This window comes from Brevibacillus sp. NRS-1366 (assembly GCF_050467985.1).
The window spans coordinates 176,991-201,773 of record NZ_JBITPN010000019.1 but is presented as its reverse complement, the minus strand read 5'-3'; the positions used below and the strand labels follow the sequence as shown (position 1 = coordinate 201,773).

The window sequence follows — 24,783 nt, the reverse complement described above, 5'->3', positions numbered from 1 at the left end:
CGTCGCTCTTGAGCAGACTGTCTTTGGAACAGGTCAAACTGTATTTAGGCAAGGTGCCAGGATGGAAGCTGGTTGAGGACCGGATGGCTTTATCACGCACCTATCACTGCCCAGACTTTGCTGCGGCGATCAGTTTTGTCAATCGGGTTGCTGAGCTTATGGAGACCGACAGTCAGCATCTGGAGATTCATCTGAATGGCGGGATGGTTACTTTTACGTTGGCCACTCGCGAAGCAAAAGGCTTGACTGGCAAAGATTTTGCACTTGCTCAAACGATCAGTAAAGTGAGTTAAGCAAATGGGAGAAGCCGCTTCGTCTTTGAGGCGGTATTTCTTTTGCTTCAACCCTTGTTTTGATATGATGAGCGGTAAGAACGAAAGCGGAGGGATTAAGAATGGAGATCCAACAACACGAGCGGTTATTGAGCGTACTCGCGAATGACTTTGAAAAGCAAACAGCGTCCATCACTTTTACACAGTGGGACACGGACAGCGAAGACGAAGAAGAGGTAACCCAATTCCAAGGTCAGTTGGTAGGAGTTAAGCTGTCTGCCAACGAGTTTGATGAAAAAGACTTGCTCCTCCTTTTTTCAGCAGAAAATGATGAGACAGTCGAAATCTTGATGGAGATCCCGGGCGAAGAAGTAGACTTGGCTACTTACCAAGAAGGGCGACTCCGTATTTTTGGTACGGAAGCGGAGATTGTACTTGAGAAATGAAGACGAAGCATGCTTTTCGCTATGTTGGCACGCCCGATCCGATGACGGAGAGGGAAGCGTACCACTGCGAAAAATACATCAAAAAGAACAAGGCTAAAATGATCCAGGCAGGACAGTATCTAGTAGATGTTTCAGCGCTTCTCTCCTTGTTTCATCTAGATTGCTGGAATTGTCGGCGTGTCCACCGAGAGACCTGCTGCGAAGGTGGACAGCCTTATGCAGTTGAAGAGTGGCAAATTCCGATTATCGAGCAGCATGTACCCGCAATTGCCAGCCGATTGTCTGATGACCAGGAGCGGACAAACTGGCAGGCTGAAAACGTCTGGGATCAGAAGCAGCCTTCAGGTACGATTCGAATGCGGCACGGCAACTGCCTTTTTTATCAAGAAAACAATGGGCGATACGGGTGCGCGATCCATGCCTACGCCGAGCAAACGGGGCAAGATGTACAGCCAATGAAACCTTTAAGCTGCCAATTGTATCCAATTGATTTGATTGAAACAGGAGAGGCGATTCTCTTAACAGCAGTTACCGAAGAGACGTCCTCCTTTTCTCGTTGGGGTACAGACTATTTGGAGCAATTTTATTGTGCCAGCCAGGAACGCAGACGGCAAGCTGTTCATTTGGACGGCAAGCTGTTTGCGTTAGATGGCTATCGTCCAGCTTACGAATGGAATCTTCCTTTGCTTCGCTATTTACTGCAAGAAAAAGCGAATCGTATTGAAAAAATTCTGGCAGATTCGCACAGCCAGGCAAGTGTACAAGCATGATTGGAACCTGCTTCTCCATGTGTTATGATGGGTTAGGCTTGAAGTAGATTTGCAAAGGGGTAACATAAATGAACGTCAAGACAACACAAGCATCTCGCACGATCCAAGCTTCCTTGGTTCAGCCATCTGACACAAATTATCACGGCACGATTTTCGGTGGGACCATGATGGCCTATGTAGATGAAGTAGCTGCTATAGCAGCAATGCGCCATTGCAGACGCCCTGTTGTAACGGCTTCGATAGATTCGATTGATTTTCTCGCTCCGGTCAAAATGGGGCATTCCATCTGCCTGGAAGCATTTGTTTCCTCTACAGGCAAAACGTCTATGGAGATTTTCGTGAAAGTCATTTCCGAAAATTTGCAGTCAGGCGAGCGCGTGTTAACGGCTACCTCGTTCCTCACATTTGTGGCCTTGGATGAAGCAGGAAATCCAACTGAAGTACCGGCTGTACTTCCGGAAACCGAAGAAGAGAAAAACTTGATGGCCTCCGCAGAAGAGCGCAAGAAAATGCGCAAGGAGCGTAAAAGCAATACACAAGCTTTTATTAGCCAATTGTCCATTGAAAAAAGTATTTAATACAAATAACTCTTATTTTTGACTTCACCCTGAGCGACAGTTCGCTCAGGGCATTTTTTAAACTTGGGAGGTATGGGAATGAAATACCGGAGATTGGGAAAAACGGATCTGCATGTATCGGTTGTGGGAGTAGGCACTTGGCAGTTCGGCGGCGAGTGGGGAATGGATTTCACCCAAGGAGAGGTCGACCAGATTCTGGATAAGGCAAAGGAACTGGGGATCAATTTGATTGATACAGCAGAATGCTACGGCGATCATTTATCTGAGAAATTGATTGGAAAGTATCTCAAAAAAGATCGACGCGAGGATTGGATTGTAGCAACCAAATTTGGTCACCATTTTCACGAAAAATTCACCAGAACAAATGACTATAGTGCCGCATCTGTCCTGCAGCAATTGGATCGCTCTTTGAAAGCGCTGCAAACGGAGTATATCGACCTATATCAATTCCATTCTGGCCCAGATGAAGCTTTTGACAACGATGAGCTGTGGACTCTGCTCGACAAGCAGATAGCGGCAGGGAAAATCAGGCACTTGGGTCTTTCTATTGCCAAAAACGACAATCTCCATCAGACGGCTGCAGCATCAAAAATACATGCACAGACAATCCAGGTCGTTTATAACCGCTTGGATCGTAAACCGGAGGAAGATGTATTTGTCTCCTGTGAGCAACAAGATCTGGGTGTACTGGCACGTGTGCCTTTGGCAAGTGGTTATTTAAGCGGGAAGTATAAGCCAGGTACCGTATTTGCAGGAAATGACGTCCGTCACAGACATGACCAGGAACACGTGAGTAAGTTGCTTGCACAAGTAGAGAAGATCAAAGAGCAGGAAGTGCCTGCTGGGATGGACATGGCGCAGTGGGCACTGGCATGGTGCCTTCAGAATCCGGCAGTGACGACGGTCATACCTGGCAGCAAGAGTCCTGCACAGGTAGAGGCAAATGCCAAAGCGGCTGAATACGTAAGCGAAGATCATCCACAAGCAGTAAAAAAATAAGGACGTAAAAAGAGGAGGAGCCAACGAAATGGTTCCTCCTTTTTGTATGCAAGCTATTCTAAAAAGCGAGACTTGATTTGTGGAGTGGGCAACATGCATTGCTCGGCTTTGCCCATCCAGCGATAACGATTTCGTGCAATCCAGTCATATACGACATCCCGAAAATGGCGGGGAATCACGAGCGCGACCCTAGAGAGGACCGGCCAAGCGCTATTCAGCTTTCGACCCACACGCAAAACAGCGTCAGATTTCGTATATAACTTTCCATTTGTGATAAAGATGACTGACTGCATCTCATTCTGCGGATATTCGTAGAAAGCCAGAAGCTCCCGGCCTTTTTCCGATTGAAGCGAGGCAAAATGAATCTGACCTGTTGGATCACGCTGTAAAATGAACTGAACAGCTCCGTGACACAAATGACAGACGCCGTCGAAGAGTAAGATATGGGCAGGATGGCTTAACGGATTTGATGGTTTCAAAAAGCAGCCCTCCTTGCTAGGTAGTTTTACTGGTCTACCTCCATTTTACCAAAGAGCGGAGAAGCTTTGAATCAGCAGCCCGCGTTTTCTTTCTCCTACTCCCAAACTAATGTTCCTTTTTGAACCAAGTCTTCCGCGGCTGCGAGATCAGGATGCATCTCACGGTCCTCGTGCAGACGAGAAATAACTTTGCGTAGCTGTTCATAAGCACGTCCTGTGCCAGCACCTAGCTCGCCAGTTCCAAATTCAATGGCTTGGGATGCGGCTAAATACTCAATGGCAAGCACCTTGGTGGTATTCGCTACGACAGTACGCAGTTTGCGGGCAGCCGTTGTGCCCATGCTCACATGATCCTCTTGATTGGCAGAGGACGGGATCGAGTCGACAGACGCAGGATGGCAGAGTACTTTGTTTTCCGAAACGATGGAAGCGGCTACATATTGCGTGATCATAAAGCCGGAATGAAGCCCTCCGTTTTCTGTAAGAAAGCCGGGGAGTCCGCTAAGCTGCGGGTTGACAAGACGTTCTGTGCGCCGTTCCGAAATGTTGGCCAGCTCAGCAATGGCAATCGCCAGAAAATCTGCCGCAAAAGCCATCGGTTGTCCGTGAAAATTGCCACCGGAAATGACATCCCCTGTTTCCGTAAACAGGATAGGATTGTCAGTTACACTGTTGCACTCCCGTGAAACAGTCGTCCACACATATTCTAATGTATCGCGTGTAGCGCCATGGACTTGAGGAATGCATCGCAAGCTGTAAGGATCTTGTACGCGTAATTCCCCTTGTTCAGAGGTTCGTTTGCTGCCCGCCAGATGCTGCAGTAAACGCTTGGCTGACTCTTGTTGGCCTGGATGAGGGCGAACGAGGTGGAGCTGTGGATCAAAAGCTTTTGGGATTCCACGCAGTGCTTCAATGGTCATGGCTGCAATCACTTCGGCACTTTCTAGGACGACCCGTGAATCATGCAAGGCAAGAGCTAGCTGTGCGGACATGGCTTGCGTACCGTTAATGAGTGCAAGCCCTTCTTTTGCTTGCAAACGAATCGGGGAAAGTCCAACCTCGTGCAGCGCGTCTGCACCAGATAAAAGACGTCCGTTTACCGTAGCTTGCCCTTTGCCGAGCATGACTAAAACCATGTGAGCCAATGGGGCAAGGTCGCCACTGGCACCGAGCGAGCCTTGCTGGGGAATGACAGGATGGACCCCGCGGTTGCACATTTCTACCAAATGCAAGAGCGTTTCTTCGCGGATTCCAGAGTAGCCTTTTGCGAGAGCGTTGATGCGCAAGGCCATCATGGCTCGAACTACTTCAACCGAGTATGGTTCGCCCATTCCGCAAGCATGGCTCATGATGAGATTTTCCTGCAGCTTGCTCGAATCCTCTCCTTGTACCATGACATCGGAGAACTTGCCAAAGCCGGTGGTAATTCCATAGACAACTCGCTTCTCGTCGACCATTTTTTCAACCATGGCACGAGAGCGGCGTACGTTTTCTAATGCTTCTGCCGTTAGTTCAATGGGAGTAGCACTTCTTGCAATGGACACCACTTCTTCAATCCGCAATTGATTTCCATCCAGTTTCATGCATTGAGTTTGGTTATTCATGATTGTTTTTCCTCCTTTAGCAGAGCAGAGAACGAAAAGAAAGAGGGGTTAGGATAAAATATCCTAACCCCTCTTCCCGGGTGTATATGTGATTTGGTAAAACGTGTAAGCCTATAGCCTGGTGGCATACGTTTTCCTCACTTTCGTCCAAATGCAACTGTCTGATTATTTTTATTTATCATGTTTATTGTAACCAAAGTACACGTATAGTCAAGATGCATATTGTCACGGCGACTGCACTAGTTTCGAAAAAACGGGCTCAGTCCATTTTTATAAACTGGGCGAGTGTCGTCTCTTGAGCGGGATAAATGTCATACCATGTACTGTGTTAGTTCATCCGAAAGGACGTGTATGATTCCGTGGAAAAGCGACGAAAAATGCCGCCAATGCCTCCAGCACAGCCGAGGCGCCCTAAAGAAATGCCGAAACCGCCTTCCTCGATGATGCCATCGCCCAGCATGCCGTCACCGTCGATGCCATCACCGGTAAATCCATCGCCAATGAATCCATCATCCGAGATGCCTAGCCCAAAACCAGTGAAGCCCGTTCAACCGATGCCGCAAAGACCGATCATGCCTGCCCCCAACCAAAACATACCGAAACCGCCAAACATGATGCCAGCGAATCCAAAACCACCAAACATGATGCCGTCAAATCCGATGCCAGCGAATCCAAAACCGCCAAACATGATGCCATCAAATCCGATGCCGCCAAACCGGATGCCAGCGAATCCAAAACGGCCAAACATGATGCCATCAAATCCGATGCCACCAAATCGGATGCCATCGAACCCAATGCCGCCTAATTCTATGATGCCTAACCGTAGACCACCAAATGCATCGCCCAATAGGATGCCGCCAAGACATGGAATAGAGTCTGGAATGGAAATCGAACTGTATCTGTTTAAATTCCAATTCCACATGGATCGCATGCATTATTTCCACCACAAGTGTGAGCAGCATCGTGATCACCGGCGCAAATTCAATGAATACCGTAAGCATTACAAACATCACCAACGTAGAATGAAGCATTATCACGATCGCTGCCAATCTTGGCATCATAGAGGCAGTAGCTCTGTTGGACGTGGCTCCTCCTCATCATCAGGGTACAGACATTCTTCCTCGGGGCATGGAGGCAGTTGTGATTGTGGTTGTTCGTTCTAAATAAAAAGGCAGTAAAGGACGCCAGCTAAAAAAGTGGCGTCCTTTGGCATGTCATGATTTTGAAGCCACTTATTGGCTATTCTCGGCAAAGTCTTCTACGCCAATTCCTTTCTTCTTTAGCTCGCGCCTGAGGGTAAGAAGTGCATCATCTTTATTTTTACATTCTAAGATGATGTCCACATTGTAATCTGCCAAGGAAGAGGCAAATTGGATAAACTGCTCGACATTAATATTATCGGCGTGGGCGCGAAATTCACTTTCAGATTTCGGGGACGATATATGCATCTTGGGTGTGCGGTTCCCCCATGTTTGGATAATTCGCGGTAAATAATCGATCCAGTTTTCGCCATCAGAATGACATGTATGATGATGAATATCTAAAACCATCGGTAGACCAAGCCGCTCGCATAGTTCCAATACATCACGCATGGTAAAAGAAGTGTCGTCATTTTCAAGTACCAAGCGTTTTTTTACATGGTCAGGAAGCCGCTCGAAATTGCTAACGAAACGATCCAGCGAAGCAGCTTTGTCATCGAAAACTCCTCCAACGTGCGTAACCAAAACAGAGTTATCATCTAATCCCAATAAATCAAACACGCGAGCGTGATAAGTGAAATCGGCGATGGTTGATTCAATGACTGCTGGCTTGTCGCTATTGAGAATGTTGAAGTGACCAGGATGCGCGGTCAGCCGGATGCCATGTTTGCGAATAAACTTTCCGGCTTTTTGAAAATCCCAGGAAAACTCTTTTGCCCAATCCCACTGCGCAGCAACAGAATGCGTAGCGAGCGGAACGAATTCAGAAGGGAGACGATACAGAAAAATCCGGTGTTCTACGTTGTATGCAAGCAGGTCCATTAAATTAAAAAAATTAGTCTGCAAAACCTGACGCAGCTTTTTCATACGTGCCACGGGTTCGAGCTTGTTTAACTGGGCAACCGTCGTCTTCTTGTTCGGATTGTTTTTTGTGTTTACGCTGATACAGGCATAGCCCAAACGGATCAAGGTAATCCCTCCCTCTAAGGCATCGTTTCTTGTAGTATCCCCGAGGAACACCCCGTTTTCGTGCATGAAAACTTCCCATCCAAAAGATCACCTGCAAAAGCGGCATCCACCGAACAAATGGTATAGCCCGGGGTTTGATACGTACAATGTACTAATCGTGTCGCCCTTGTCACATGAAAGATGTAGGAAGAAAGGAGGGGAGGCTATGCTGTTTCTTGGAGTGGTGCTGATACTCATCACCATTGGTGTAGCTGTGGCGATTGGATATCGAGCCAACGAAAGTGTCCGCAAATTTGATGAAAGCAAACACGAAAGCTTCATCGGCTCGAAATCAAATTCGTGATCAGATCGGAGGGAGAACGAATGAAGCCGGAGAAAGAACAGCAACTATTGGATGATAAAAAAGATCTCAACAAGTTTGGTTACGCCCAGGAACTGTTGCGGGATATGGGCGGTTTCTCCAACTTTGCCATCTCGTTTTCCATTATTTCTATCCTGACAGGGGCCGTTTCCCTTTATGGCCACGGACTTTTTTACGGTGGCTCGGGAATGATGGGGTTCGGTTGGACAATTGTGGCTCTATTTGTCATTTTGATCGCAGCATCTATGTCGGAACTAGCATCTGCCATTCCCACTGCTGGGGCTTTGTACCATTGGGCCGCCATTTTAGGCAGCAAGAGGTGGGGCTGGTATACCGCTTGGATCAATCTGATCGGACAAATTGGAATCGTGGCAGGCATTGATTATTCTTTCTCATTATTCGCAGATCCTCTTTTGGCGAGTACCTTTGGATATACTTCTACTGAAACGACAACCTTAATCCTTTTTGGCATTACACTATTGCTTCATGGGACATTCAATCATATCGGGATCCGGCTGGTTGCACGCCTGAATGACTTTTCGGCCTGGTACCATATCGGTGTCGTCGTCATCCTCGTAGGGAGTCTGGTATTTTTTTCACGCCACGAGCTTCAGCCACTGGATTATCTTTTCCAAGTAGGTCAAACTTTTTCAGATAAACCATACGCGATTGCTTTCTTGATAGGTTTGCTGCAAGCCCAATGGACGTTTACCGGGTACGATGCTTCGGCTCACACGATCGAGGAGACGATCAATCCCAGGGTCCGCGCTGCATGGGGCATTTTTACTTCTGTGGCTTTTTCGTTTATTTTTGGATTTATTATGCTGGCGTTTGTCACGTTGTCAATTAAGAATGCAGCGGCAGCAAGTGAGGCGGAAAATGCTTTTATCTTCGTTATCAGCGAAGCATTGGGCGGAACGTTCGGATCCGTTGTGTTATGGCTGGTTACCTTTGCGATGTGGTTCTGCGGACTTGCTTCCATTACTTCGTTTTCCCGTATGCTTTACGCTTTCTCCCGTGATAAAGGCATGCCGTGGAGCCGTCATTGGGCTGAAATATCTACCCGATACAGGACGCCTGCGAAAGCGATTTGGCTCGTGATTATTCTTTCTTTTGCCCTTGCTCTTTTCGATTATATTGTAAAGACGATCAACCCCAATACGACGTATACCACTTTGGCGTTTCTGACAGCGGTTAGTGTAGTAGGGCTATATGTAGCGTATGGCATCCCGTTCTATCTCAAGCTGCGAGCAGAGGCAAATGGACTATTCCAGCGAAAACATTACGGTCCTTGGAATTTAGGGAACTGGAGCAAACCGATCAATGTGCTGAGTCTCATTTGGATTGTGTTCATTTGCATCATGATGGTGATTCCACCCAATCAAACGGCGGGTTATGCTTTGATTGTGATGTTCGTAGTCCTTTTGATCATGGATTTAGCCTACTATAAAAAGCATTTCCAAGGTCCACAGGCGGCGCTAGGTACCTCTGAGGAAGAGATCAAGCGGCAGGAGGCAAAGTATCGTAAGTAGGACAACGAATAAGAAGGTTTTGCGGGGCCTCTTCAACCGCCAATTCGTTGGCTTGAGAGGCTTTTTTTAATGTGACTCAATAAAATTTTTTTATCATTCGCAATGTTTATTTAACATGGACATAATCGCCGAAAAATTCTAAAATAACTTATGAATAGACAGAAATGGAGGTTAATCTGCACGGAGTGTCCTCGTGAAATGGACATTTGTTATTTTTAAAAAAGCATGGTAAGATTCACAATAAGCTATTTTTTTTAATATTACTTAACACAAATGCATAGCATTACGTTTGACAGGCAAAAGGAGTGGATGAAATGAGTTGGAATGCAGAGAAACTGGCTGCTGAAGTGGCGGAGCAGGTAGTTGCTTGGCGCAGGTATCTTCATCAGCACCCGGAATTGTCGTTCCAAGAGGACAAGACGTCTCAATACGTTTATGAAACGTTAGAATCTTTTGGTAATTTAGAGTTGACCCGTCCGACGAAAACGAGTGTCGTCGCCCGCCTGATTGGCTCCCAGCCAGGTAAAGTCCTCGGAATTCGTGCTGATATTGATGCATTGCCGATCCAGGAAGAGAACGAGGTTCCTTATGCTTCTGGTAAGTCCGGGGTGATGCATGCCTGCGGTCATGATGGACATACAGCCATGCTTCTGGGCACCGCCAAAATTTTGTCGGGATATAAGGACAAGATCAAAGGCGAGGTACGGTTTATTTTTCAACACGCTGAAGAATTGCCCCCAGGCGGTGCCGCAGAAATCGTGAGGGCTGGCGCAGCGGATGGAATAGATTCGATCATTGGTATCCACTTGGCATCCTACCTGCCTGTTGGTAAATTCGGAATCCTGTATGGCGCCTTGACTTCTTCGACAGATCGTTTTGACATCACGATTCAAGGAAAAGGCGGTCACTCCTCCCAACCGGAAATGACAGTCGATCCAATCGTAATTGGGGCTTCGGTCATCAGTCATTTGCAGCAGATTGTTTCCCGTAATGTTAGTGCATTGGACAAGGTGGTTATTTCCGTCACTATGTTGAATGCAGGTACAGCCTACAACATCATTCCAGATACGCTGACCATTACTGGCTCTACCCGCTGCTTTGATGAGGAGATCCGCAAAAACATTCCGGTGTGGATTGAGAAGATCGTCAAAGGTATTACAGAAGCGCATGGTGCGACTTATGAGTTCACTTACTCGCTCGGTTACACTTCCGTTGTCAACGACGAAAAGGTGACGAGGCTGATGGAAGACACCATTCGCGAGCGCTGGGGGGAAGACGACATTGTCTACATCGACCCAGTAATGCCAGGTGAGGATTTCTCAGAGTATCTGAAAAAAGCTCCAGGCTGCTTCATTCAGCTTGGTGCAGGCAATCCGGAAAAAGGCTTTACCTATCCACACCACCATCCACGCTTTGATTTCGATGAGGATTGCCTCGTTCGCGGTGTAGAGTTGTTCGTACGGGCAGCAGAAAAGGTTGTCATGGAATAAAAGAAGAGATTGAATTGGGGGAACATTATGACTGAGGGACGCGCTAATGTGTACAAGCTTCATTTACTTGTGCTTGCACTTGTGGCAGTGACAGAGTTTATCGGTACAAAGAAAATCAACATAGGAATCGGTGTCATCGCGTTGTTCCCTATGCTGTATGCACTTATTCTGGGCGGTGTTATCAGTTGGCCAAAGTTTAAATTTCTGAAAGAAAAAGAAATGAACGCTGCTGCCAATATCTTGGGAATTTCCTTTCTCCTCTTTATTTGCAAACTGGGTGCCAATATTGGGCCAGAGCTGCCAAAGCTGCTTGGTTCGGGTGTATCCCTTTTAGTTCAAGAAGTGGGACATATTGTGGGTACAATTGCACTGGGGCTGCCAGTTGCATTGTGGCTCGGTCTGAAGCGCGAGTCGATCGGTGCCACTTATTCACTTGACCGTGAGCCAAACCTGGCGATTATTGTGGACAAGTTTGGCGCGAATTCTGCGGAAGCTCGCGGAGCATTAGGCGTTTATATTTGCGGAACCTTGTTTGGTGCCATTTATATGTCTATTCTAGCGAGTCTTTTAGGAAGCAGCGGTCTGTTTCACCCGATTTCCTTGGCGATGGGAGCTGCGGTTGGGTCAGGCAGTATGATGGCAGCTGCGACTGGTTCGTTGGCCGTTATTTTCCCAGAAGCGACCAAAGATATTGCCTTTTATTCTGGTGCAGCTAACCTGATGATGAGCATTGTCGGAACATACGTATGTATCTTCATTTCGTTGCCTCTTACTCAGCGCCTGTACAAACGGCTTGAGCCTGTTATCGGACGCAAAAACGCTTCCACTACAGAAGGAGGTAGACGCAGCGCATGAATCAAGCACTGACGATTTTACTCATTGGTTTCATTGCCCTTATTGGGAACTGGATTGGATATGGTGTTGGCCCAGGTGATTCCTTACCGGGTATCCTTTTACTTGCTGTTATTACATTAATTGGGATAGGGTTCACAAAAATTCTCCCTTTCAAGTCACCCGTAATTGTCTGGATTTCCCTGTTTGCCATGATTGCCACATCGCCTTTCTTTCCAGGAAATGCGTTTACCGCAGCAGCAATTGCAAAGATCAACCTGTTGGCTTTGGCTACTCCGATTCTCGCTTACGCGGGTCTGTCCTTGGGTAAGGACATTCATCTGTTCAAAGAACTAAGCTGGCGAATTGTTGTTGTCTCGCTGGTTGTCTTTACAGGTACCTTCCTATTTGCAACGCTGTTTGCAGAAATCGTGTTCAAGATCCAAGGGGAATTTTAATTTCAAGGCTTATCAAACAAACCTCCGTGAGCAGTTGTGCCCGTGGAGGTTTGTTTGTATGTACAAAAGAATTGATGGAAAGGGAAAGGACAGGTATACTCGTAATAATCAGAAAGATTTCGGTTAAGATAGAGACTGGAGTGGAGCGGATATGATTCTTGATGTAAAAAAAGTTACCTGGCAAAGAGATGAGACAACGATCTTGCAAAACATTAACTGGCAAGTACGGGGAAATGAGCATTGGTGTTTAGTTGGATTAAACGGTTCAGGCAAAACAAGCCTTCTAAAAATAATCTGTGGCTATACGTGGCCGACTTCCGGTGAGGTCAATGTATTGGGTAACCTGTATGGAACCGTAGATTTACGGGAAGTTCGAAAATCAATCGGTTGGGTAAGCACGGCATTAATCGCGCAACTGCATGAACACGAAACAGCGTTCCGGGTCATATTGAGCGGACGAGAGGCAACCATTGGCTTGTATTCAGTACCGTCAGCGGAGGATGTAAAAAAGGCAGAAGATTTACTCATTACATTTGGATGCGCGGCACTTAAAAATCGACCATTCGGTGCACTGTCCCAAGGCGAACGTCAAAAAGTACTAATTGCCCGGGCGTTGATGGCTTCCCCGCGACTATTGATTCTAGATGAGCCATGTACAGGCTTGGATTTACTATCCCGGGAGCAATTGTTGGCCATGATCGAACAAATTGCGGCGCAACCAAATGGACCGACACTTTTGTATGTCACGCATCATATCGAAGAGATTCTGCCTTGTTTTACGCACACCTTATTACTAAAAGATGGAGCGGTTGATCAGGCTGGGCCGAATGATCAAGTGCTGACCGCAGAGAGACTCTCTCGCTTTTTCGGGGTGCCAGTAAACGTTCAGCGGTCACAGGGACGCTCATGGATCAGTCTCGGGGAAGAGGCAACTGTATGATAAGAAAACCTCTATCGAGGCTAGTTCAAGGATGAGCGACCGCGTTATAGCGGAGGGTTTTACCACAGTTATTGCCGGATGCGAACGCTGAGACCTTGTTATGCGTTACAGAAAATTTTATCAAGGGTGCTTTCGTACGGTGAAGCGCTTAAAATTTCTTACACGTTAAAAACAGCACGTTTCTGTATGATTGTGTATAATATCAGTAAGGAACTGTATCTGGGAGGAGAGGAGAGATGGAGGCATGACCAATGCGATTGCACCGATCACAGACTCCACCTGGGCGATCATTACCTATGAAGAATCGTGGAATAGCTGTATCAGCAGCTACGTGATCAAAAAAGGTAATGCGTTTGTGGTGATTGATTCCCATCTGCGCAAGCAGCGTGCATATTTTCAAAAGGCGCTTGAGGAGATAGGAGTCAAGGCTAAACAAATTGAGTACGTTTATTTTACACATCGACACGCGGATCATATAGGGAATGCTGACTTATTTCCTTCTCGCAACAATTGGATCCATCTTGAGGATTATTATGAGCTTGATGATTATTCACAAACGCTTTTCGGTCACACCTTTACTGGAAGTGGTGGGGACCTACCCGTACTCCGATTTAGACACCTCGGATTCCATACAGAAGGCTCTGTAGCATTTTTTGACCCATTGACCAAAATCTGTTTTGTTGGCGATCATCTTATCATGGGAAAGAGGAAGACAGAACTAGGACAGATCACGGGGACAGAGGATGAGTGCAAGGCAGCATATATAGAGTACGTACGGGCTTTTTCGCAAAAGGAACCTGAACGAGCGCTTGTCTGGGCAAACGGCCTGGAAATATTGTTGGATTGGCCGATTGAGTACCTGGCAACTGGTCATGGATTCATTCTGCAAGGGGAGATCGTTCCCTATATCCAACAGTTGATATCGCTCGTCAAGCCATAAACATCAAGAAAAAAGACTTCTGTCACATCATCAGATGCTGACACAAGTCTTTTTTTGAGTGTTATTCTTCTTTTTCTGGAACGGCTTCGAGTGCAGGATCCAATACTTTAACCTGATACTTTTTACTCATGGAATCCAACCACTCTTTACTATTTTTACGTCTGTTTCTTTCTTTTACCTTTTCCTCTACCTGCGCACGCACCTGTTCCAATGTTCCGCCCAGCTTTTCTTTATTCTTTTCATAATACTCGGTGATGTCTTTCTCCGTGGTTGGGTAAGCTTTTTCGATCAGCTTGTCACGTTGCAAGAGAAGTCTTGTTCGTTCACGGAAGGCTTTTTCATCCATTCCCTTTTCATCCAGATATTCCTGGAATTTTTCAGGTGTTTTCAATTTTTCCTTCACAGGATTAATGACTTTATCCAGCTCCTGATCGGAAACGGTGATTCCTTGAGCTTTACCTTCCAGTTTAATCAGTTCAGTGGCGATGATGTTTGCCATTGCTTCTTTTCCGACGTTGCCCTTCATTTCATCATACACTTGATTTTGAGTAATGTTGGTGTTTCCGATTGTTGCTACGACCGCTCCTGTAGAGTCACCGGATTCTTTGGCTTGGGATACGCCCAACACGACGAGTCCGAGGACGAGTACGGATACTGTAAGGATGGATACATCAAATTTTTTCATAAATAATGGCCTCTCTTTCATGCATGTATGCCTCATAGTTTAGGGCAGAGTTACGGGAGAAATATGGAAATTTTCCTTCACAAGAATTCCACAATTGATTCCCATAAGAAAACCGCACACCGTTAAACACATGTACGGTCGTGTGAATCATAGCATAGGGTGGGTTCAGCCTGCTTGAGTAGCGGCTTTTTGCCATTCTTCTAAGCGTTTTTCCAGTTCGGACCGATTGAGGTGCAGAAAACGGTCTGATGATTTTCCCATCAATTGGCGCAGGTAGGCGAGAGCATGTTCGTAATTCCCTTTGGCTGCTTCGATCTCAGCCAGACAGAATAGCTTCCAATCGCGAGCGGAGCGTTTGCGGGCAATGAGCTGATACGCCTCCAGAGCGCTTTCCACTTCACCCAGACGCGCGTGCGAGCAAGCAATCAGTGCAAGCGAGTCAGTCATACCTTGATCACGCTGATAAATGCGAAAAGCGACTTCCAAGGCTTCACTATAGCGTCCTGACGAATAATAGACAATCGCCAAATTATAGAACAAATAGTGAATCATGGCTTGATTGAACAAGGATGGTTGTTCTTTGCAGACATTAATTCCTTGCACAACAAACTTTTCCGCAAGTTCATAATTGCCAATCATAATTTCGTGTGTCGATTTATCCAGCATCGCTACTGCACGCGAACGGTTCTTGCGATAAGAGGCATCGAGCAGGCGCAGTCGAACGTCCAGACGACGTTTAAATAAGTTGGCCATATATTGGAAACGAAAGGGCCAGTGCAGCCGAATAAACATGACCAAAATAACTGCCGCTACCCCTGCAAGTGTTGATGTCAAATTTAGACTAAGATACTCCACGAAAGTGACACCCTTTCTATATAACGCTTTCGTTCACTTACCCATCTTAGCACAGAACCAGTCCGCGTGACAGAGCATTACCGCTATTTCGTCAGTGGCAGAGTTCCCATCTGCCGTTTTGTCGAGAGCTGCTGTGCTTTTACGTAACTGTCCGAAACGGTATAAAGCGTGTCATCAATAGTAAGGATACGATTGATATTTTTCTCGCTTTGGTACCAGCCTTCACCAGCCTTTTTCATCTCTTCCTGGCCCAGATGTGTAATCTTGCTGGTCAGGGTAAAGCCTTTTTGTAAATCAAGGTGATAAACATAGGCTCCCTGGAAAGTGAACTGCCCGTAATCGCGGATGTCTTTTTTCGCTTTTTGTTCATCGCTCCATTCGTAAACGGTCACTGGAAATGCCAAGAGATCTTTTTCCTTGGAGAACAGCAGTGCCTTGTGATTAGACAACAGCTCAGAATCTGTGCCCCGGTCTCCGATTACCGTCTTGAATTTTTCCTCTGGCTTGGTGACATCCGTGACATCGAAGAGAGCTACTTTCATTCCCTGGTAGTAAGCCCAGTCTTTATCCGATTCGGCTTCCTTGCCAAATCCGATGATGTGGTTCTCGTCATAAGGGTGAAGGTAATCGCTGTAGCCCGGAATCTTGAGGGCACCTAGTATAGTGGGCGATTCTGGGTTTGCCAAATCAAGGACAAACAGCGGGTCTACCTTTTTAAAGGTAACCATGTATGCACGATCCCCGATAAAGCGTACAGAGTAGATGCGCTCGCCAGGGGCAATGCCCTCTAGTTTGCCATAAACGGACAGGTTTTTGCCTAATACATACAGATTGTTTTTGGAAGTATTTTCATCTGTACGCCACATTTCTCCGCTTGTCGTAGCCACCCGTAAGTACCCATCGTGCTCATCCAGCGAAAATTGATTGAGAATCCGTCCGGGTACGTCTCCTTTGCCGGAAAAAGTGAGATTCCCTTTGTCCATGGCAAAGCGATAAACAGTCGTTTTGGAGTCTACTGAAGGCGCTATCAGTTTAGGTGCAAACGATTCTTGGGGTTTGACTTTAACGGGAACAGCATTAAATTCAGTAACAGCGACGTACAGGTTTTCTTTGGAAGCGTAAATGTTTTCTCCCGCACCCAAGTAGGTATTCATCGACATTTTTTTCTTCGCATCATCCAGATTGACGCCGGCAACCATCAAATAGTCAGGGTGGATGCTTTCGGGAAAGTACCGAATATCACTATAAGGGATGGTCTTGTACTCATCACCCTGAGCGCTGTCTAGGTACACTGGCCCCGGCACCTCTTCCTTCTCCGCTAGAATTCGGTAGGTGTCTACATAGTTATTTGCAGTGAGGTACAAGTTGGAACCTATTTTTCGCGAGGAGAGGTATTGTCCTTCCACTTCAAGCTGTCGAGTGAGAATCGGATGTTTTTTGTCAGCGAGGTCATAGATGAGTGCTTTCACCGTTTGTTTTTCATGGTAGTGGGGGATGACGCGTTTAGACATGGGAATAGCTGGTGCCTGGGTGGATTGGTGAGCTTGCCCGATTACGACCAGTCTTTTTTCATCAACGAACATTTCTAGTGGTTGAAAAAGCCCGTCCTCATATGTGATGCGAGATTCGACCGCCAGTTTATCGGCAGGGTATGCCTTTATGATCCGCACCTCTTTGTTTGTAGCTTGGTAGAGATAGGTGCCATCCGTTTTGACGATGTCTGCTTCGTCCACGCCTTGTACCTGTGTATTGGTTGTCGAATAGTTGGCCTCAGACCCTGCACCAGAGGAATCACCAGACCTCACTTGGGGAGCAGCTTGTTTGGTGACTACCGCGCCCTCCATTGCCGGAGCGCCGTACAAGTACATGGTATTGGCTCCTTCTTTCTGGAGCAGCTTTTTTAGATTGTCGTAGGACCCTACCAGAGGGATTCCACCGTTGTCTGACGCCGCCACGGTTGCTTCCTTGATCGTCCCGTTCGCAAACAGAAATGGAGTAATCGCTAGAAGCAATGCCCCTGCAAAGAGAGTCACTCGTCTTTTTTTCATACTCATCCTCCTTTGGATGTTTTTTCTAGCTGGAAAAGATTCCTGGTTATAAGACGGTTGTAAGACCGGAATGTTTCAACCTAAGCTTTGGGCTGCAATCTACGGACAGGTGGGAGAGCATGTGCTATAATAATAGGCGGTTTATGATACCGATCACACCACTTCGTCTAAAGGGGCGTCATAGATGGAAAACTTGAAGCAAAGCATTTTGGAACTGATCACCGATACCTCTACAAACCTGCCGCCAGACGTACGTCGTGCCGTCAATGCAGCAAAGGTGAATGAGGATTTGGGCACACGTGCAGCCATTTCTTTGTCCACGATCGCGCAAAACGTTGTCATGGCTGAAGAGAACGTATCTCCAATCTGCCAAGACACAGGTATGCCGACATTTGAGGTAAAAACGCCAGTTGGAGTCAATCAGATCATCATTAAAAAGGCGATCAAGGAAGCGATCGTTGAAGCTACCAAAACAGGAAAGCTGCGTTCCAACTCCGTAGATTCCTTGACTGGTGCAAACAGCGGTGACAATCTGGGTCCTGGAACTCCTGTTATTCATTTCGAACAATGGGAAGAGGACGATATTGAAATCAAGCTGATCCTTAAAGGCGGCGGCTGTGAAAACAAGAACATTCAATACTCCCTGCCCTGTGAGCTCGAAGGTCTAGGCAAAGTAGGCCGCAATCTGGATGGCGTGCGCAAATGCATCTTGCATGCGGTATATCAAGCTCAAGGCCAAGGTTGCAGTGCCGGCTTTATCGGTGTTGGTATCGGTGGTGACCGTACCTCTGGATACGCACTGGCGAAACACCAGCTGTTCCGCCGTGTGGATGACGTGAATCCAAACCCCGATCTGGCCAAGCTGGAAGCCTACATCATGGAAACAGCCAACCAATTGGGTATCGGAACCATGGGGTTTGGCGGAAATGCAACCCTGCTCGGCTGTAAGGTAGGCGTTGAAAACCGTCTGCCAGCCAGCTTCTTCGTTTCTGTTGCGTACAACTGCTGGGCTTTCCGCCGTCAAGGTGTACGCCTCAATCCAGAGACAGGAGAAATCAAACGCTACCTGTACAAAGATGAAGTGGTTGAAATGGACCTGACTCCTGCGGCAACAGCAGAGGCAACTGAAACTCGCCGTGAAGTTGTCTTGCAGTCACCAATCTCAGAAGAACAAATCCGCAGCCTGAAAGTAGGCGACGTGGTTATCATCAATGGTGAAATGCACACTGGCCGCGATGCCCTGCATAGCTATCTGATGGAAAACGATTGCCCAGTAGACTTGAATGGTGGCATCATTTATCACTGCGGTCCGGTTATGCTAAAAGACGAAGCGGGAGAATGGCACGTAAAAGCAGCAGGTCCTACTACCTCGATTCGCGAGGAGCCTTACCAAGGTGACATCATCAAGAAATTTGGTATCCGCGCTGTAATTGGTAAAGGTGGGATGGGAGCGAAAACGCTAAAAGCACTGAATGAGCATGGAGCAGTGTACCTCAATGCAATTGGCGGAGCGGCTCAATACTATGCAGAATGCCTGGAGAAAGTAGAAGGCGTTGACTTCATGGAATTCGGAATTCCGGAAGCAATGTGGCACCTGCGCGTAAAAGGCTTCGCAGCGATCGTAACCATGGACTCCCATGGCAACAGCCTGCATGCTGATGTTGAAAAATCCTCCCTCGAGAAATTGGCACAATTTGCTGACCCGGTATTTAAATAAGAAGATTGGGAAGCCTCTGGCACACGAGAAGTGTTGCTGGGGGCTTTTTTATTTCGCAAGATTTCATTTGATTTTATAATCATTTCTGCTATGATTATGGGAATCAATAAAAGAACGGATTAACGATGTTGAAGAAGAGCAAGTACGCATCAGATCATGAGGTCCAGAGAGTCGGTGGTTGCTGCGAACCGATCCTCACCTGATGCCGAATGGGCTTCTGAATCGCTCCGCTGAACAATGAGTAGGCGTTGCCGGGATTCTCTCCCCGTTATCAAGAGAGGAGTATCGTAAGGAATTTCTGGTTCCTTACCGTACTTTAGAGTGAATCGCTTGTTGCGATTAAAAAGGTGGTACCACGATAACCTCGTCCTTTACTGGGCGGGGTTTTTTGCATTCCTTGAAAGGGGGGATGTCCATGGAGGACGGTTGGTGGATGTCACGTTTACGTTACCGATGCCAAATGATGAGGAGGATCATACATGAAAGAGCGTATTTTAACAGGAGATCGGATTACGGGAAAACTTCACCTTGGACATTACGTTGGAAGCTTAAAGAACCGAGTGGAGTTGCAACATCAATATGAAACATACTTGCTCCTAGCAGATGTTCAAGCGCTGACTACCCACTTCGAAAATCCGGGATTGATCAAAGAGAACCTGCGCAATGTAGCGTTGGACTATTTATCCGTAGGAATGAACCCAGATAAAGCAACCATATTTATACAATCGTTGATTCCAGAGATTGCTGAGTTAACGACGTACTTTTCCATGTTTGTGACAGTCAATTCCCTTCGTCACAATCCTACGATTAAAGCGGAGGCAGTGGAACGCGGATTTCAGGATATGTACTATGGATTCCTTGGATATCCGGTAAGTCAAGCAGCAGATATTACTTTTTGCAAAGCAACGTTGGTCCCGGTCGGAGAGGACCAGGTGCCTCACATTGAACAAACCAGAAGAATCGTGCGGCGCTTTAACCAGCTATATAAACCTGTATTGGTAGAGCCAAGAGAACTGGTTGGGGATGTCCCCCGCCTTGTTGGACTCGATGGAAACAATAAAATGAGCAAAAGCCTTGGAAATGCCATTGATTTGGATTCTACCCAAGAAGAGGTTCGTGAGAAGATAAAAAAAGCGCTGACTGATCCTGACCGAATCCACAAAACGGATGTCGGCCATCCAGAAATTTTGTCCAGTCTATGCTTATCATCAAGCCTTTCGCAGGGAAGGCTCCGATGAGATTTATGAAAGCTGCAGAAAGGGGCAAATCGGGTGTATGGAATGCAAGCAAAGAATCACTCAAAGCATTAACGGTTTATTAGAACCAATGAGGGAACGGAGAATCTTGTACCAAAATCATCCTAAAAGGGTAGATGACATTCTTATGTCGGGTACAGAAAAAGCGCGCCTTGCAGCAAAAGAAACCATGAATGAGGTCCGTGAGGCAATGAGTATGAACTACTTTTGAATAAAAGGTAATTCTAAAGGCTTGATCTGACTCCCCTCGTGTTTTTCATTTCCATTAGCCTGCGTAATTCGGTGCCTGACACGGCGTTTATACTGGGTGTTTGACCATTCTGCAAAAAATGGGTATTGGTTTATTTCCGTACGATCCGGGCGGGCATAGGTTAATAACGAATAAAAAACAATGGGGGAGTGATCAAGCGTGAACTATGTAGTCCGTTCGGGAGATACACTGAACAGCATCGCTGCTCGATTTGGCGTCCCGGTTCAGGAGTTGATCCGAGTGAATAATATCGCCTATCCGTATTACATTTATGTTGGTCAAAACCTGTACATCCCTGTTACAACGACACCAACGCCAACCGATGAAGTAGATCGCAGACTGGATCGGTTGGAAAGACGAGTGGATGCGCTGCGTGATGACTATACCAAGTTGAATGACCGGGTTGATCGCGTGGAGAGTCGCATTACGCGATTAGAGACTCGTGTCACGCGCCTGGAGCGTCCCGCTCCACCGTCAACGCCACCACCACCACCACCTCGCCCACGTCCAACAGGGACTCCACAGCCGCGTTAATTAAATGCAAGTTTCAAGTAATTTTCCCTGTTTTCTCGATTTCCTCTTGCCGCTTTGCTGCATAAGGTGGTAGGAGAGATCAGAAGGAGGTGCGGCCATGTTTGGGATAAACGGGAAAATCGTACGACACCATTTCATGGGCGTTTATGGAAAAGTAGTGCAAATTCGGGAACTGGTGGAAGTCATCGATCAAGTGTTTGATTCCTTCCACAAAGTGAACAATATCAGTCGTACTATGCTCGGTCCACGTAAGCCGAGTGCCAAAAAGCTGGATCGACTCCGCTAAAAAGCAATGAATCGAACTAGGAAAATGCAAAAGAACCGCGTCCACCTTTCATGGATGCGGTTCTTTTTATGCAAGTGCCAGGTAGTATCCAAGGACTGGGTGCCGGAGCATTGATGCCAATTGCAATTACGATTGTTGCGGATCTACACCCAAGCACAGCAGGGTTTCCGGGTGATTGCATCGTTGATTAGTTGTTTCCTTTTTGCTTCATCGCTTGCATACCCATTCGCACCAATTCCTTGACCATGCTGCCTCCCAATCGCCCGCCGATGCGGCCAGCGTCCTCGGCGGGGAGCTGGCCGTTGTACCCGTGTTGAAGCGGGATATGCATTTCTTGGGCGACTTCATATTTAGCTTGGTCAGGGTTTTCAACGTTTGCCACACGGGCTTTTAGTGTATCAAGGCCACTTCGTGCGTGGGGGACAAGAGGGCGTCTTCGTCTGCTCATGCTGTACTCACCTCTGCCCTTATTGTACCCATTTAGACGAGTGCCTTACGTTCGGTAAAATCAGTATGCGGATAATAGGTATTCGCTACGAGTAAATTAGGTCCAGCACATGCAGCGGCAGGGCAGAAGCAGTTAATTTTTTGGTTAAGCGCGTGCTTTTGCCAGTTGGTAAACATCGACTGCAGTTGGTCTGTCTGGATGTTGCCCAGAGGCTCGACATCGCCGAAGTCAGTCACAATCACATCACCGGTAAAAATGTTGATGTTGAGTCTATTGCGCCCATCCGGGTCATTACGGGTCGTGACGTTTTTGGCTGCTCGCAGACGATGAATCAGTTCGCGGTCAGCTACCTCGGGACTGCATGCAAAAAACGGCAACGTGCCAAACAGCATCCAAAGCTCTTCATTGCGAATGTCGAGCATCCGATGAACGGCCTGACGAAGCTGTGCAAGTGATAAGACATCCAGATCGCGGGCGAAATCGCTCGCATACATCGGATGGACCTCGTGACGATGGCTGCCCATTTCCTGTATCTGGCGATGAAGAATCTCAAGCTTCGGCCACGTCCGATGATTCAGCATTGTTTCCGCTGAAACAAATACGCCTGCATCTGCCAGCTTCCTTGCGCTCTCCATAATGCCGTGAAAGAAAGTTTCTGCCTGTTTGGTTGAAACCGACTGCCTTGCTTTTGCGTAAACAATATCATGGAATTCTTCAGGTGTTGCCCAGTTCCAGGAAATGTGCATGACATCTATGTAAGGCAGAATCAGCTCATAGCGGGAAAACGGCATGGACATATTGGAATTAATCTGTGTTCGCAGGCCGCGATCTGTTGCATAGCGAAGAATAGGGAGTATCACTTCTTTCACGGTGCGCTCGCTGTACATGGGTTCTCCGCCTGTTATACTGAGAGTAAGCAGATCTTTTGCTTCGTCTAGTCTGCGAAGTATCAGATCGACTGGCAGAGCGGGATCGTCTTTGTATCGCAATGTATCACCTACCGCACAATGCTCACAGCGGAGGTTACATAGATTTGTAACGGTAAATTCGACGCTGGTTAGCTTATAGGCGGGTGGTGTCGCATTGAACAACGGCTCCCATGGATCGTGCCCAGGTGTGAGTGGTGTAGTTGGAACCATGCGGATCAATTGTGGAAACCTCCTTCATACTGCGTACATTCAACCTATTATAACGACATTAGAGCGGAAGGAGAATAGCTTACGATATGATTATGGGGATGTCTTTTGGACGCGGTGTCCTTTTTCATGATCGCAATGTGCTGGCATGTGCGGAAGTCAAGGACGGTGTCATCCATTTGTGGGCAGAAAAAATCACAATTCGAACAATTGGAAAGCTATGGTATCGTATCTTTTTTTCCTTTCCATGGTATTATCAGTTATTTCACTTGATGCTAGCGTGCTATGTAGGAGCGACGTTGGCAAACCCTGCTTGGGAGATCATCGATCCTCTTTGGGTAGCCGTCTATATTGCAGGCTTTCACTTCGTATTTCCACGGATGATGAAAAAATTTCATGGAGCAGAACATAAGGTCTTTAGCTATCATGGGAAAAAGTCACTCTCGGTCTTGGGAGAAATTGCCCGTGCCAATATTGTGAATGATGGGTGCTCGACGAATCTCGTGGTCTGGTTTTTCACAGGATTTTTGTTGTCCGCTTTCTTTTTGCCGATGCAATGGAGTATTGCTTGTGGAGTCATCGGACTGTTAGCCGGCATGTTTGGAGATCGTGTATTGCGTAAATATTGCGGTTTAATTTACAAGCTCTCCGGGTTTTTTCAAAAGTATTTTACAACCAAAGAGCCTGATCGGCTGCATCTGGAGACAGCGATCCGCTCGTATATGTTGTTTGAACATATTCGGGAAGAAGATCGTAGGCAAGCGCTTAACTTGAACAACATTCGATGATTTGGTAATATTTAGACACCTGTTTTTGTTTATACAAAAATAGGCAGTGGTCAGAAGAGCCGAGCATAGAAAAGTGTAGAACGTCAGATCGAGTAGAGGAGAGCCGAGACGAGATGAGTAAAAAGCTGCATGAAGATGTGTATGAGCAGGTAGGAGTAGCCATGACGTGCCGTTCTTATCAGGAGTATGTGGACATGTTTTCGCTGACCACGGAATTGATGGAAAAAGGCCCTATTCTGGATGTTGGAGCAGGGGCATCTTCCTTTACGGCAGAAGCCAACCAAAAAGGGCTAACGGCCATTGCAGTGGATCCACTCTACGATATGGAGCCTCATGCCATTTATATCAAAGGGAAGCAGGAGATCGCTGAATCAACAGAAAAGCTAGCGCGTCTCGCCTCTGCTTTTCACTGGGATTATTATGGATCACTGGACAGACACCAAAAAAACAGGGAAGACTCCCTGGAGCGATTTATACGTGCGTATGCCGCAGATGAAGCGAAAAAGACATTTATTCCGGGCTTATTACCCCACTTGCCTTTTGAGGATGACCAGTTTTCATTGGTCGTCGGCAGCCATTTTTTATTTTTGTACCATCAGCAGTTTGATGAGCAGTTTCATCTAAATGCGTTGACAGAGCTGGTCAGAGTTTGCAGGCCGGGTGGTCAGGTCCGGCTTTATCCAACTGTAGGATTGAATCGACAGCCATATAAGAATCTCGCGAAGCTGATGAGTACGATGGAAGAACGGGGATATAAGGCTATTCTGGAGCCGACGTTATTTCGATTTCTTGACGGTGCTACCCATTATTTGCGAATTTCCAAATAAGTTGAGAAAGAGCCGCCCGTGTTGCGGCTTTTTTTGTTTGCAGAGTATAGGAAAGAGAAAACCAAATGACGAATGTATGTTCTTG

At 46.9% G+C, this 24,783-nt stretch carries 28 protein-coding genes and 1 other annotated feature; of the genes, 19 read left to right on the top strand and 9 right to left on the bottom strand.

What is annotated here, in order from left to right; genetic code table 11:
- Positions 1 to 8: 8 nt before the first annotated feature.
- The 5 genes from ACIFQN_RS13345 to ACIFQN_RS13325 all read left to right on the top strand — a co-directional run bounded on the left by ACIFQN_RS13345 (position 9) and on the right by ACIFQN_RS13325 (position 3,065).
- Positions 9 to 293 carry a 4a-hydroxytetrahydrobiopterin dehydratase gene (locus ACIFQN_RS13345; protein WP_429833518.1) on the top strand — a complete coding sequence of 95 codons (285 nt, stop codon included), beginning with the start codon at positions 9 to 11 and terminating at the stop codon, positions 291 to 293.
- A gap of 101 nt (positions 294 to 394) precedes the next feature.
- Positions 395 to 718: a hypothetical protein gene (locus tag ACIFQN_RS13340; RefSeq protein WP_429833517.1), complete on the top strand. Its 324-nt coding sequence runs from the start codon at positions 395 to 397 to the stop codon at positions 716 to 718.
- The gene (locus tag ACIFQN_RS13335) at positions 715 to 1,488 is read left to right on the top strand and encodes a DUF3109 family protein (protein WP_429833516.1); all 774 of its coding nucleotides are present in this window, start codon (positions 715 to 717) and stop codon (positions 1,486 to 1,488) included. Before ACIFQN_RS13340 ends, ACIFQN_RS13335 begins: the two co-directional genes overlap by 4 nt.
- A gap of 68 nt (positions 1,489 to 1,556) precedes the next feature.
- Positions 1,557 to 2,066 carry an acyl-CoA thioesterase gene (locus ACIFQN_RS13330; RefSeq protein WP_429833515.1) on the top strand — a complete coding sequence of 170 codons (510 nt, stop codon included), beginning with the start codon at positions 1,557 to 1,559 and terminating at the stop codon, positions 2,064 to 2,066.
- Between the two features lie 78 nt (positions 2,067 to 2,144).
- Positions 2,145 to 3,065 carry an aldo/keto reductase gene (locus tag ACIFQN_RS13325; RefSeq protein WP_429833514.1) on the top strand — a complete coding sequence of 307 codons (921 nt, stop codon included), beginning with the start codon at positions 2,145 to 2,147 and terminating at the stop codon, positions 3,063 to 3,065.
- Positions 3,066 to 3,118: 53 nt separating this feature from the next.
- Here ACIFQN_RS13325 and ACIFQN_RS13320 read toward each other — a convergent pair whose 3' ends face one another.
- The 4 genes from ACIFQN_RS13320 to uvsE form a co-directional block, all read right to left on the bottom strand.
- On the bottom strand, positions 3,119 to 3,544 hold the full coding sequence (locus tag ACIFQN_RS13320) for a thiol-disulfide oxidoreductase DCC family protein (protein WP_429833513.1): 426 nt from the start codon (positions 3,542 to 3,544) through the stop codon (positions 3,119 to 3,121).
- Positions 3,545 to 3,639: 95 nt separating this feature from the next.
- The gene (gene hutH, locus ACIFQN_RS13315) at positions 3,640 to 5,148 is read right to left on the bottom strand and encodes a histidine ammonia-lyase (protein WP_429833512.1); all 1,509 of its coding nucleotides are present in this window, start codon (positions 5,146 to 5,148) and stop codon (positions 3,640 to 3,642) included.
- Between the two features lie 547 nt (positions 5,149 to 5,695).
- Complete coding sequence (locus ACIFQN_RS13310; RefSeq protein ID WP_429833511.1) at positions 5,696 to 6,079, bottom strand: hypothetical protein; 384 nt, start codon at positions 6,077 to 6,079, stop codon at positions 5,696 to 5,698.
- Between the two features lie 301 nt (positions 6,080 to 6,380).
- Positions 6,381 to 7,316 carry a UV DNA damage repair endonuclease UvsE gene (gene uvsE, locus ACIFQN_RS13305; protein WP_429833577.1) on the bottom strand — a complete coding sequence of 312 codons (936 nt, stop codon included), beginning with the start codon at positions 7,314 to 7,316 and terminating at the stop codon, positions 6,381 to 6,383.
- A 205-nt stretch (positions 7,317 to 7,521) separates the two neighbouring features.
- Here uvsE and ACIFQN_RS13300 point away from each other — a divergent pair, with 205 nt between their 5' ends.
- The 7 genes from ACIFQN_RS13300 (at position 7,522) to ACIFQN_RS13270 (ending at position 13,868) form a co-directional block, all read left to right on the top strand.
- The gene (locus ACIFQN_RS13300) at positions 7,522 to 7,659 is read left to right on the top strand and encodes a hypothetical protein (protein ID WP_429833510.1); all 138 of its coding nucleotides are present in this window, start codon (positions 7,522 to 7,524) and stop codon (positions 7,657 to 7,659) included.
- Between the two features lie 20 nt (positions 7,660 to 7,679).
- The gene (locus ACIFQN_RS13295) at positions 7,680 to 9,209 is read left to right on the top strand and encodes an amino acid permease (RefSeq protein WP_429833509.1); all 1,530 of its coding nucleotides are present in this window, start codon (positions 7,680 to 7,682) and stop codon (positions 9,207 to 9,209) included.
- 314 nt (positions 9,210 to 9,523) lie between these two features.
- A complete protein-coding gene (locus tag ACIFQN_RS13290; RefSeq protein WP_429833508.1) occupies positions 9,524 to 10,699 on the top strand; it encodes an amidohydrolase in 1,176 nt (391 codons plus the stop codon).
- 27 nt (positions 10,700 to 10,726) lie between these two features.
- Positions 10,727 to 11,554 (top strand): DUF3100 domain-containing protein, encoded by an 828-nt coding sequence (locus ACIFQN_RS13285; protein ID WP_429833507.1) that lies wholly within the window; start codon positions 10,727 to 10,729, stop codon positions 11,552 to 11,554.
- Positions 11,551 to 11,988, top strand: a complete 438-nt coding sequence (locus ACIFQN_RS13280) for a hypothetical protein (RefSeq protein ID WP_429833506.1) — start codon at positions 11,551 to 11,553, stop codon at positions 11,986 to 11,988. The genes ACIFQN_RS13285 and ACIFQN_RS13280 overlap by 4 nt, the downstream gene beginning before the upstream one ends.
- Before the next feature lie 151 nt (positions 11,989 to 12,139).
- Positions 12,140 to 12,928 carry an ABC transporter ATP-binding protein gene (locus tag ACIFQN_RS13275; RefSeq protein ID WP_429833505.1) on the top strand — a complete coding sequence of 263 codons (789 nt, stop codon included), beginning with the start codon at positions 12,140 to 12,142 and terminating at the stop codon, positions 12,926 to 12,928.
- A 244-nt stretch (positions 12,929 to 13,172) separates the two neighbouring features.
- On the top strand, positions 13,173 to 13,868 hold the full coding sequence (locus ACIFQN_RS13270) for an MBL fold metallo-hydrolase (RefSeq protein WP_429833504.1): 696 nt from the start codon (positions 13,173 to 13,175) through the stop codon (positions 13,866 to 13,868).
- Between the two features lie 61 nt (positions 13,869 to 13,929).
- On the opposite strand, the gene ACIFQN_RS13265 is transcribed toward ACIFQN_RS13270, so the two are convergent.
- From ACIFQN_RS13265 to ACIFQN_RS13255, 3 genes are all read right to left on the bottom strand, one after another.
- On the bottom strand, positions 13,930 to 14,553 hold the full coding sequence (locus ACIFQN_RS13265) for a SurA N-terminal domain-containing protein (RefSeq protein WP_429833503.1): 624 nt from the start codon (positions 14,551 to 14,553) through the stop codon (positions 13,930 to 13,932).
- Positions 14,554 to 14,718: 165 nt separating this feature from the next.
- Positions 14,719 to 15,408: a tetratricopeptide repeat protein gene (locus tag ACIFQN_RS13260; protein WP_429833502.1), complete on the bottom strand. Its 690-nt coding sequence runs from the start codon at positions 15,406 to 15,408 to the stop codon at positions 14,719 to 14,721.
- A gap of 83 nt (positions 15,409 to 15,491) precedes the next feature.
- A complete protein-coding gene (locus ACIFQN_RS13255) occupies positions 15,492 to 17,456 on the bottom strand; it encodes a beta-propeller domain-containing protein (RefSeq protein WP_429833501.1) in 1,965 nt (654 codons plus the stop codon).
- Positions 17,457 to 17,640: 184 nt separating this feature from the next.
- Here ACIFQN_RS13255 and ACIFQN_RS13250 point away from each other — a divergent pair, with 184 nt between their 5' ends.
- The 5 genes from ACIFQN_RS13250 to ACIFQN_RS13230 all read left to right on the top strand — a co-directional run bounded on the left by ACIFQN_RS13250 (position 17,641) and on the right by ACIFQN_RS13230 (position 21,690).
- Positions 17,641 to 19,173 carry a fumarate hydratase gene (locus tag ACIFQN_RS13250; RefSeq protein ID WP_429833500.1) on the top strand — a complete coding sequence of 511 codons (1,533 nt, stop codon included), beginning with the start codon at positions 17,641 to 17,643 and terminating at the stop codon, positions 19,171 to 19,173.
- 119 nt (positions 19,174 to 19,292) lie between these two features.
- Positions 19,293 to 19,548: a binding site (T-box leader), on the top strand.
- Between the two features lie 104 nt (positions 19,549 to 19,652).
- Complete coding sequence (gene trpS, locus ACIFQN_RS13245; protein WP_429833499.1) at positions 19,653 to 20,411, top strand: tryptophan--tRNA ligase; 759 nt, start codon at positions 19,653 to 19,655, stop codon at positions 20,409 to 20,411.
- Positions 20,412 to 20,838: 427 nt separating this feature from the next.
- A complete protein-coding gene (locus ACIFQN_RS13240; RefSeq protein WP_429833498.1) occupies positions 20,839 to 21,213 on the top strand; it encodes a LysM peptidoglycan-binding domain-containing protein in 375 nt (124 codons plus the stop codon).
- Between the two features lie 97 nt (positions 21,214 to 21,310).
- Positions 21,311 to 21,499, top strand: a complete 189-nt coding sequence (locus ACIFQN_RS13235) for a hypothetical protein (protein ID WP_429833497.1) — start codon at positions 21,311 to 21,313, stop codon at positions 21,497 to 21,499.
- 68 nt (positions 21,500 to 21,567) lie between these two features.
- Positions 21,568 to 21,690, top strand: a complete 123-nt coding sequence (locus ACIFQN_RS13230) for a hypothetical protein (protein WP_429833496.1) — start codon at positions 21,568 to 21,570, stop codon at positions 21,688 to 21,690.
- On the opposite strand, the gene ACIFQN_RS13225 is transcribed toward ACIFQN_RS13230, so the two are convergent.
- Both ACIFQN_RS13225 and yfkAB read right to left on the bottom strand, forming a co-directional pair.
- Positions 21,687 to 21,947, bottom strand: a complete 261-nt coding sequence (locus ACIFQN_RS13225; RefSeq protein ID WP_429833495.1) for a small, acid-soluble spore protein, alpha/beta type — start codon at positions 21,945 to 21,947, stop codon at positions 21,687 to 21,689. The genes ACIFQN_RS13230 and ACIFQN_RS13225 overlap by 4 nt on opposite strands.
- Positions 21,948 to 21,979: 32 nt before the next feature.
- Complete coding sequence (gene yfkAB, locus ACIFQN_RS13220) at positions 21,980 to 23,095, bottom strand: radical SAM/CxCxxxxC motif protein YfkAB (protein ID WP_429833494.1); 1,116 nt, start codon at positions 23,093 to 23,095, stop codon at positions 21,980 to 21,982.
- A 77-nt stretch (positions 23,096 to 23,172) separates the two neighbouring features.
- On the opposite strand from yfkAB, the gene ACIFQN_RS13215 reads away from it, so the two are divergent.
- A complete protein-coding gene (locus ACIFQN_RS13215; protein WP_429833493.1) occupies positions 23,173 to 23,871 on the top strand; it encodes a DUF1385 domain-containing protein in 699 nt (232 codons plus the stop codon).
- Between the two features lie 113 nt (positions 23,872 to 23,984).
- On the top strand, positions 23,985 to 24,698 hold the full coding sequence (locus ACIFQN_RS13210) for a class I SAM-dependent methyltransferase (protein ID WP_429833492.1): 714 nt from the start codon (positions 23,985 to 23,987) through the stop codon (positions 24,696 to 24,698).
- The last annotated feature ends 85 nt before the right edge of the window (positions 24,699 to 24,783 follow it).